We start from the raw sequence: 7,659 nt of genomic DNA, 5'->3' as shown, positions 1-7,659 counted from the left end.
CGGCCGGGGCGGCCGAGTCCGCCAGGGCGGGGGCCGCCGCGGTACCGGCGAGCAGCAGGGCGGAGGCGAGCACGGCGCCCGCACGGGCGGCGGCGGAGAACATGAGGGTGTTGCCTTTCGATGAGCGGTCGTGGCTGTCGCCCTGGGGCGCCGGCCGTCCGTAGACCTCGACGGTGCCGGGCCGCCGCTGCGGGGGGCCCGGGGTGCCGCTCGCCTCACCCGGGCATTCCGACTCGTCCGCCGGGGAGGCGGATCACGGCTGCGTGGTCAGTGCCGGAGTCGCACCGGCTTCCCCCGGGAGGAGGCGCATGGAGTTGTGTCCCGACACTCTAACGGGCGGCCGCCGACCCCTCGGGCGGCCCCCGGGCCGGACCCGGGGGCCGGGAGGGGGCGTACGGGCGGGCCCGCGCGCCGGTGTGCGGTCCCCGGCGGTCCGTCAGAGGACGCCGTTCACTCCAGGGTGAGCAGCCGGGCCGCGGTCTCCAGGTCCGATCGCACCTCGGCGATGGAGGAGCGGCCCGAGAGCCAGGTCACCAGGGCGGACTGCCAGGTGTGCTCGATCACCCGGACGGCGGCCCGCTGCCGGGCGCTGGGCGGCCGGTCCTGCCCCATGGCGTCCAGCACGATCGCCGTGGTGAGCCGGCAGACCTGGTCGACCTCGGCGCTGACCGAGCGGTCGGCGAAGCTCAGCGCCCGGACCATGGCCTCGGCGAGCTGCGGCTCCCGCTGCAGGCCGTGGAAGGCGCGCATCAGCGCCTCGGTGACCCGCGTCCCCGGGTCGTCCCCGGCGGGCGGGTGGCGGCGCAGCTGCTCCAGCAGTCGTTCCAGCTGGTCCTGCATGGTGGCGACCAGCAGGTGGATCTTGGAGGGGAAGTAGCGGTAGAGCGTCCCGAGGGCCACTCCGGAGGACTCGGCGACCTCCCGCATCTGCACGGCGTCGAAGCCGCCGCGGCAGGCCAGCGCCGCCGCGGTGCGCAGGATCCGGCGCCGCCGCTCCTGCTGCCGCTCGGTGAGCGGCGGTCCGGCCGCCCTGGCAGCCTGGTGGGTGCCGCTGGTCACTGGGCTGGTCGTCATCGTCGGTCCCGTCGGCGTGGCGCGAATCACCAGCCCTGCTCCCGGAGGGAGTGCTACGGACCGGTATCTTCGAGTTCCCCTACCTGTTCGATACTGAAACCTGTTCTACTTTACCCCCGGTGCGGACGCCCGCGGACGCCCCGGGGAGGTGGGAAGAAGGAGCCAAGGGTGACCGCGCAGACGCGATCGTCGGGGCATGTGCTCTCCCGTCCGCAGGACTCGCGGCACCGGGCGGCGCAGGCGCCGCAGCCGGAGCGCCCGCTGCGGATCGCGCTGCTGTCGTACAAGGGCAACCCGTTCTGCGGCGGCCAGGGCGTCTACGTCCGCCACCTCTCCCGTGAGCTGGCCCGGCTGGGCCACCGGGTGGAGGTCCTCGGCGGCCAGCCCTACCCGGTGCTGGACGAGGTGGACGGCCCCGGTTCGGTCACCTTCACCGAGATCCCCAGCCTTGACCTCTACCGCCAGCCGGACCCCTTCCGCACCCCCCGCGCCGGCGAGTTCCGCGACGCGGTGGACCTGCTGGAGGTCGCCACCATGTGGACCGGCGGCTTCCCCGAGCCGCTGACTTTCTCGCTGCGCGCCCGGCGCTTCCTCGCCGCCCATCGCGGCCGCTACGACGTGGTGCACGACAACCAGACGCTCGGCTACGGCCTGCTCGGTCTGGAACGGCACGGCTTCCCGCTGGTCACCACCATCCACCACCCGGTCACCGTCGACCGCGAACTGGAGCTGGAGTCGGCGGCCGACCTCAAGCGGCGCCTGTCGCTGCGCCGCTGGTACGCCTTCACCAGGATGCAGAAGCGGGTCGCCCGGCGGCTGTCCCACATCGTCACCGTCTCCGGCACCTCCAAGGCCGAGATCGCCCAGCACCTCGGTGTCGACCCGGTCAGGATCGACGTGGTGCCGATCGGCGCCGACACCCGGCTGTGGTCGCCTGACCCGGCGGTGCCGGTGGTGCCCGGACGGATCGTCACCACCTCCAGCGCCGACGTGCCGCTGAAGGGTCTGGTCCACCTGGTGGAGGCGCTGGCCAAGGTCCTCACCGAGCGCGAGGCGCATCTGGTGGTGGTGGGCAGGAGCCGCGACGACGGCCCGGTCGCCGAGGCGATCCGCCGCCTGGGGCTGGAGGACCGGATCACCTTCCGCAGCGGCATCGGCGACGCGGAGCTGGTGGACCTCTACCGCTCCGCCGAGGTCGCCTGCGTCCCCTCCCTCTACGAGGGGTTCTCGCTGCCCGCCGCCGAGGCGATGGCCACCGGCACCCCGCTGGTCGCCACCACCGGCGGTGCCATCCCCGAGGTGGCCGGCCGCCACGGCGAGACCTGTCTCGCGGTGCCGCCGGGCGACCCGGGGGCGCTGGCCGCGGCCCTGGGCCGGCTGCTGGACGAGCCGGAACTGCGCGCCCGGATCGGCGCCGCCGGCCGTGAGCGGGTGCTGGCCCACTTCACCTGGGAGCGGGCCGCGGCCCTCACCGCCGAACGCTACCGCGCGGCCATCGCCACCGGAGCCGGGCAGCGGGCGCGGGCCGGCCGCGGCTGGCGCTACGTCTGACCTCCCCGCCACGCAAGACCTCTGACGCACCATCAGGCGAGCCGGCCGCGAGCCGGCCGCCGCAGCAACGAATGGGAGCCACTCAGTGCTGACCGTCGACTTCTCGCGCTTCCCGCTCGCCCCCGGCGACCGGGTGCTCGACCTCGGCTGCGGTGGTGGCCGACACGCCTTCGAGTGCTACCGGCGAGGCGCCCAGGTGATCGCCCTGGACCGCAACGCCGAGGAGATCGCCGAGGTGCGCAGGTGGTTCGCGGCCATGGAGGAGGCCGGAGAGGCCCCCGCCGGCGCCTCCGCCACCGCGATGGAGGGCGACGCGCTGGCGCTGCCCTTCGAGGACGACTCCTTCGACCGGATCATCATCTCCGAGGTGATGGAGCACATCCCGGACGACAAGGGCGTCCTCGCCGAGATGGTCCGCGTCCTCAAGCCCGGCGGCCTGATCGCCGTCACCGTGCCCCGCTGGCTGCCCGAGAAGATCTGCTGGGCGCTCTCCGACGAGTACCACGAGGTCGAGGGCGGCCACATCCGCATCTACCGCGGTGACCAGCTGCTGGAGCGGATGCGCGGCGCCGGTCTGAAGCCCTACGGCACCCACCACGCCCATGGGCTGCACTCCCCGTACTGGTGGCTCAAGTGCGCCTTCGGCGTCGACAACGACCAGGCGCTGCCCGTGAAGCTCTACCACAAGCTGCTGGTCTGGGACATCGTCAAGCGCCCGCGGGTCACCCGGCTCGCCGAGGCCGCGCTGGACCCGCTGATCGGCAAGAGCTTCGTGGCCTACGCCACCAAGCCGCACCTGCCCGCCGCGACCGCGGCGGTGTCCGAGGCGGAGGCAGGGGCCGAGACGGAGTCCGTGTCGGGCGCCGGGTCCGCAGCCGGGAGCCGCGCATGACCGCCGCCGAGGAAGTGGCCGTCCCCGAGTCCCTGGTGCTGCCCGGGGTCCTGGACGCCGGGCAGGCCGCGGCCACCGTACGGACCATCCTCGCCGACCAGCAGGCCGACGGCGCCATCCCCTGGTTCACCGGCGGCCACCTCGACCCCTGGGACCACACCGAGGCCGCCATGGCGCTGGACGCCGCCGGTGAGCACACCGCCGCCGAGGCCGCCTACCGCTGGCTGGCCGGCGCCCAGAACCCCGACGGCTCCTGGTACGCCTCCTACACCGACGGCGTCCCCGGCAGCCGCGCCAAGGAGACCAACTTCTGCGCCTATGTCGCCGTCGGCGCCTGGCACCACCACCTCGCCACCGGCGACGACACCTTCCTGGACCTGATCTGGCCGGTGGTACGCCGCGCCGTCGACTTCGTCGTCGGACTGCAGCTCCCCGGCGGCGCCGTCAGCTGGCGGCAGGACGAGGACGGCACCGCCGCCCCCGACGCGCTGCTCACCGGCTCCTCCAGCATCCTGCACGCACTGCGCTGCGCCCTCGCCATGGCCGACCACCTGGAGGAGTCCCAGCCCGACTGGGAGCTCGCCGCCGGCCGGCTCGCCCACGCCGTCGCCCACCACCCCGAGCGGTTCCTGGACAAGGGCCGCTACTCCATGGACTGGTACTACCCCGTCCTCGGCACGGCGCTCCGCGGTGAGGCCGCGGAGCGCCGCATCGCCGACGGCTGGGACCGTTTCGTGGTGGACGGGCTCGGTGTGCGCTGTGTCTCCGACCGGCCCTGGGTCACCGGTGGCGAGAGCGCCGAACTGGCCCTGGCGCTCTGGGCGGTGGGCCAGTCCGACCGCGCCGTGGAGATCCTGCGCTGGATCCAGCACCTGCGCCACACGGACGGCTCCTACTGGACCGGCTATGTCTTCGAGGACGACGCGGTCTGGCCGGAGGAGCGCACCACCTGGACCGCGGGCTCACTGCTGCTGGCCGTCGCCGCCCTCGGCGGCGACCACGCCACCGCGGCGGTCTTCGGCGGAGAGCAGCTGCCCACTGGGCTGGCCGTGGTGGGCTGCTGCGAGGCGCGGGACGGGACCCCCGCCTGAGCGGCCGGAGGCCCCGGCGTCGTCAGTCGCGGCGGGAGACGCGGGTCACCAGGCCGCCGACGAAGACGTAGACCACCGCGGCCAGGCCGTAGTTGACCGTGGTCCGCAGCTTGGCGTTGTCGATGGAGAAGAGGTTCCGGGACCAGGTCGCCAGCCAGTCGGCGGCGTCCTGGAACCAGTGGACGACGTCATTGGCGCGGTTGGCGTCGAAGACGAACAGCAGGATCCAGACGACCAGGATCGTCGCGGCCACATGGGCCAGCAGTCTGATGAGGCGGGCTATACCACTCATGGGTGGCGCTTTGCCTGCGGTCGCCGCGCTCAAACTCCCTGCCACCGACGGCGACGGGCGGACCGGATCGCTCCGGCCCGCCCGCTGCGTGTCGATGACGTACCGTCAGCCCCGCTGGATCCCCGAGGTGTCGGTGAGCAGGCCCCGCCTGCCGTCCTGGAGCTGGGCCACCAGGGCCGCTCCGCGCTGCTCCACCGCCAGGAACCAGGTGCCCGGGGTCAGCTCCCCGATCGGCGGGCCCATCGGGTTGTCCTCCGGCGTCAGCTGGCGCGGCGCCGGGACGGCGAACCAGAACGGCGCGAAGTCCGCGGCGGGCGCGGGGCCGCCGGTGGGCGCCGGCATCGGGGTCTGGACCGGGCCGCCGAGGGACGGGTCCTGCGGCTGGTGCATGCCCGGACCCTGGTGCTGCGGGGCACCCCACTGCTGCGGAGCGCCCTGCTGCTGCGGGGCCCCCGGGTAGCCGTACCCGGAACCCTGCTGCGGGCCGCCGGGGTAGCCGCCCTGCTGAGGGCCGCCCGGGTAGCCGCCCTGGGCGCCGGGGTAGCCGCCCTGCGGGGAGGCCGGCGCGGCCGGGCGGTCGGAGAGCAGCTTCGCCTGCAGCGCCGGCACCAGCGGCGTGGCGACCGCGGCGCCGGCGGTGATCAGCGCGGCCAGGAACGCCAGATAGGCGCCGAAGCCGTGCGAGAAGACATTGCTGTAGTCGAGGCCGCCCTCCGAGGGCACCGAGGCGAAGTACCCGGCGCCGTTGGCGAAGAGCGTCCACAGGGCGCTCCAGGTGGCGAAGACGGCGAGTGCGGTGCCCCACTGGCCGAGCTTCAGCCCGGCGATCTGCCGGGTCTGGGCGGCCTCGCCCTGGAAGCGGGCCAGCAGGATCAGTGCCGCTCCGGCGAGCCCGGCCAGCACCACGGAGGCGAGGGTCACCAGGAAGCCGCTGTGCCAGGCGTTGTACGAGCAGGTGTCGTTCTGGCAGTTCTTCGACACCGAGTACAGCGGCAGGAAGGACGAGACAAGCAGCAGCACTGCCCCGACGGCGACGGCGGCGTCTCCCCGAGTCAGAGAGCGCAGATTCACGGACGGTTCCCCTCGGTCGTGTGTCGTGGTCGGTCGTGGTTGAGGTTCGAACGGGCCAAGAGCCTAGCGACTGCTCCCGGTGAGGAAGTCGGTGAGGGCGTCGGCGATGCCCTGAGCCGCCTTCTTCCGCCACGCGGCGTCCGTCATGTGACGGGCGTCGGAGGCGTTGCGCATGTTGCCGCACTCGATGAAGACCTTGGGCACCCGCGACAGGTTCAGCCCGCCCAGGTCGCTGCGGACGTCGATGCCCTGACGGCCCAGATAGGTGGAGTACGGCTCCCCGGTGGCCGCCGCGAAGTCGTCCCGCAGCAGCGTGCCGAGGGTGCGGGACGGCCCGGTGATCGACCGTGTGTCGGCCTTCCCCGCGACCACCCGTGAGGGAAGGATCACATGGAAGCCGTGCCCGGCGGCCGGTCCGCCGTCGCCGTGGACGGAGAGCGCCGCGTCCGCGTGGGCGTCGTTGCCGATCGCCGCCCGTTCGTCGACGCACGGGCCCCAGGCCCGGTCGCCGTCCTGCGTGAGGATCACCCGGGCGCCCTCCGCCTCCAGGATCGTCCTGGCCCGGCGCACCACGTCCAGGGTGAAGGACGCCTCCGGGTAGCCCGCGTCGGTCTCGGTGCCGGTGGTGTCGCACTCCTTGTGCCCGTTGCCGACGTCGACCTGCCTGGCGATCGCCGAGGTGTGCCGGTTGTTGGTGGGGTTGTGGCCCGGGTCCAGCACCACCGTACGGCCCGCCAGGGGCCGCCCCGCGGCGGCCGCTCCGCGCCCGGACGGCGAGGCGGACCCCTTCGGGGAGGGCTTCGCCGCCGACGGGGAGGACCCCGTGGGGGAGGGCGTCCCCGGGGACCCCGACGGCGCGCCGGGCGTCGCGGTCGAGGGCGGCGGCACCGCCGCGGCGGGCTGGGCGCCGCCGCCCGCCGCGGCCTGCCAGCCCACCCACCCGGCCAGGCAGACGGGCAGCAGGACGGTGGCGGCGATCAGCAGCCGCGCCGCGGGGGAGCGGCGGGGTCGCAGCTCGCCGTAGGGCGAGCCGAAGAGTTCGTCGTCGGGTTCGGGTCGGTTGCGCTGGAATGGCACGGTCCGGTCAGATCCCATCCCCGGTCCGCGCCGTGAGGCCGTACCGGTTGGCGATCGGGTTCCACTTGATGACAAAGGACTGCTTGCTGCTGGTGGCCTGCCCGCTGATGACGTCGGCCCGGTCGCGGTCGGCGGTCCGCGGCGCCGCGCCGTTGGCGCAGCCGGTGCGGATCACCGCGGCGGCCCAGGCGGCGTAGGAACGGTCGGCGTCGGCCGACTGCTGCCACGCGCTGCGCAGCAGCTGTGCGGCCTCCGCGCCGCCGTCCACGGCGGCCAGGTCGAGCTTGGCCAGCTCGCCGATCAGCTGCTCGCGCTGCTGGGCGGCCTGGGTGAAGACCTGCTCCGCGCTCCGCATCGACGCACTGTCCGAGCAGCTCTGCACGGTGGCGACCGCGTTGCCGACCTGCTTGCGGGCGCCGGCGTTGCGGTCCAGCAACCGGTCCAGCGCCCGGGCCTGTCGCTGTCCGGCGGCCTGGTCGCCGGCGGGGGACGACGCAGCGGCCGACGGGGACGGGGATCCCGCGCCGCCGTCACCCTGCGCGGGCGGCGGCTGGACGCTGTTGCCGGCGGACGCACTGGGGGTGGACCCGGCGCCGCCGGTACCGCTGCCC

At 74.2% G+C, this 7,659-nt stretch carries 7 protein-coding genes, 1 pseudogene and 1 riboswitch; of the genes and pseudogenes, 3 read left to right on the top strand and 5 right to left on the bottom strand.

Translation table 11 applies throughout. The annotated features are described in order from the left end of the window. Positions 1 to 221: 221 nt before the first annotated feature. A riboswitch (cobalamin riboswitch) is annotated at positions 222 to 295 on the bottom strand. A 155-nt stretch (positions 296 to 450) separates the two neighbouring features. Next, positions 451 to 1,074, bottom strand: a complete 624-nt coding sequence (locus AOK09_RS23385) for a TetR family transcriptional regulator (protein ID WP_055589199.1) — start codon at positions 1,072 to 1,074, stop codon at positions 451 to 453. A gap of 198 nt (positions 1,075 to 1,272) precedes the next feature. On the opposite strand from AOK09_RS23385, the gene AOK09_RS23380 reads away from it, so the two are divergent. From AOK09_RS23380 to AOK09_RS23370, 3 genes are all read left to right on the top strand, one after another. After that, positions 1,273 to 2,625 carry a glycosyltransferase family 4 protein gene (locus tag AOK09_RS23380; RefSeq protein WP_055589201.1) on the top strand — a complete coding sequence of 451 codons (1,353 nt, stop codon included), beginning with the start codon at positions 1,273 to 1,275 and terminating at the stop codon, positions 2,623 to 2,625. Between the two features lie 85 nt (positions 2,626 to 2,710). After that, the gene (locus AOK09_RS23375) at positions 2,711 to 3,517 is read left to right on the top strand and encodes a class I SAM-dependent methyltransferase (RefSeq protein WP_055589198.1); all 807 of its coding nucleotides are present in this window, start codon (positions 2,711 to 2,713) and stop codon (positions 3,515 to 3,517) included. Continuing rightward, on the top strand, positions 3,514 to 4,608 hold the full coding sequence (locus AOK09_RS23370) for a prenyltransferase/squalene oxidase repeat-containing protein (protein ID WP_055589197.1): 1,095 nt from the start codon (positions 3,514 to 3,516) through the stop codon (positions 4,606 to 4,608). Before AOK09_RS23375 ends, AOK09_RS23370 begins: the two co-directional genes overlap by 4 nt. A gap of 22 nt (positions 4,609 to 4,630) precedes the next feature. Here AOK09_RS23370 and AOK09_RS23365 read toward each other — a convergent pair whose 3' ends face one another. The 4 genes and pseudogenes from AOK09_RS23365 to AOK09_RS23350 form a co-directional block, all read right to left on the bottom strand. Further along, positions 4,631 to 4,900: a hypothetical protein gene (locus AOK09_RS23365; RefSeq protein ID WP_055589196.1), complete on the bottom strand. Its 270-nt coding sequence runs from the start codon at positions 4,898 to 4,900 to the stop codon at positions 4,631 to 4,633. A gap of 105 nt (positions 4,901 to 5,005) precedes the next feature. Further along, positions 5,006 to 5,971: a hypothetical protein gene (locus AOK09_RS23360; RefSeq protein WP_055589195.1), complete on the bottom strand. Its 966-nt coding sequence runs from the start codon at positions 5,969 to 5,971 to the stop codon at positions 5,006 to 5,008. Between the two features lie 63 nt (positions 5,972 to 6,034). Then, positions 6,035 to 7,048, bottom strand: a complete 1,014-nt coding sequence (locus AOK09_RS23355; protein WP_245687439.1) for an N-acetylmuramoyl-L-alanine amidase — start codon at positions 7,046 to 7,048, stop codon at positions 6,035 to 6,037. A gap of 7 nt (positions 7,049 to 7,055) precedes the next feature. Further along, positions 7,056 to 7,659, bottom strand: a pseudogene (locus tag AOK09_RS23350) (hypothetical protein); the annotation flags it as partial.

This window comes from Peterkaempfera griseoplana, assembly GCF_001418575.1.
GTDB classification, from domain to species: domain Bacteria; phylum Actinomycetota; class Actinomycetes; order Streptomycetales; family Streptomycetaceae; genus Peterkaempfera; species Peterkaempfera griseoplana.
Note: the sequence above shows the minus strand (reverse complement) of the source record. Positions and strands in the feature narration are given on the sequence as shown.

What these genes read in the sequence shown, in the direction of transcription:
- AOK09_RS23370 (WP_055589197.1), top strand. Translation starts at nt 3,514, where the DNA reads ATGACCGCCGCCGAGGAAGTGGCCGTCCCCGAGTCCCTGGTGCTGCCC.
- AOK09_RS23365 (WP_055589196.1), bottom strand. Translation starts at nt 4,900, where the DNA reads ATGAGTGGTATAGCCCGCCTCATCAGACTGCTGGCCCATGTGGCCGCG.
- AOK09_RS23385 (WP_055589199.1), bottom strand. Translation starts at nt 1,074, where the DNA reads ATGACGACCAGCCCAGTGACCAGCGGCACCCACCAGGCTGCCAGGGCG.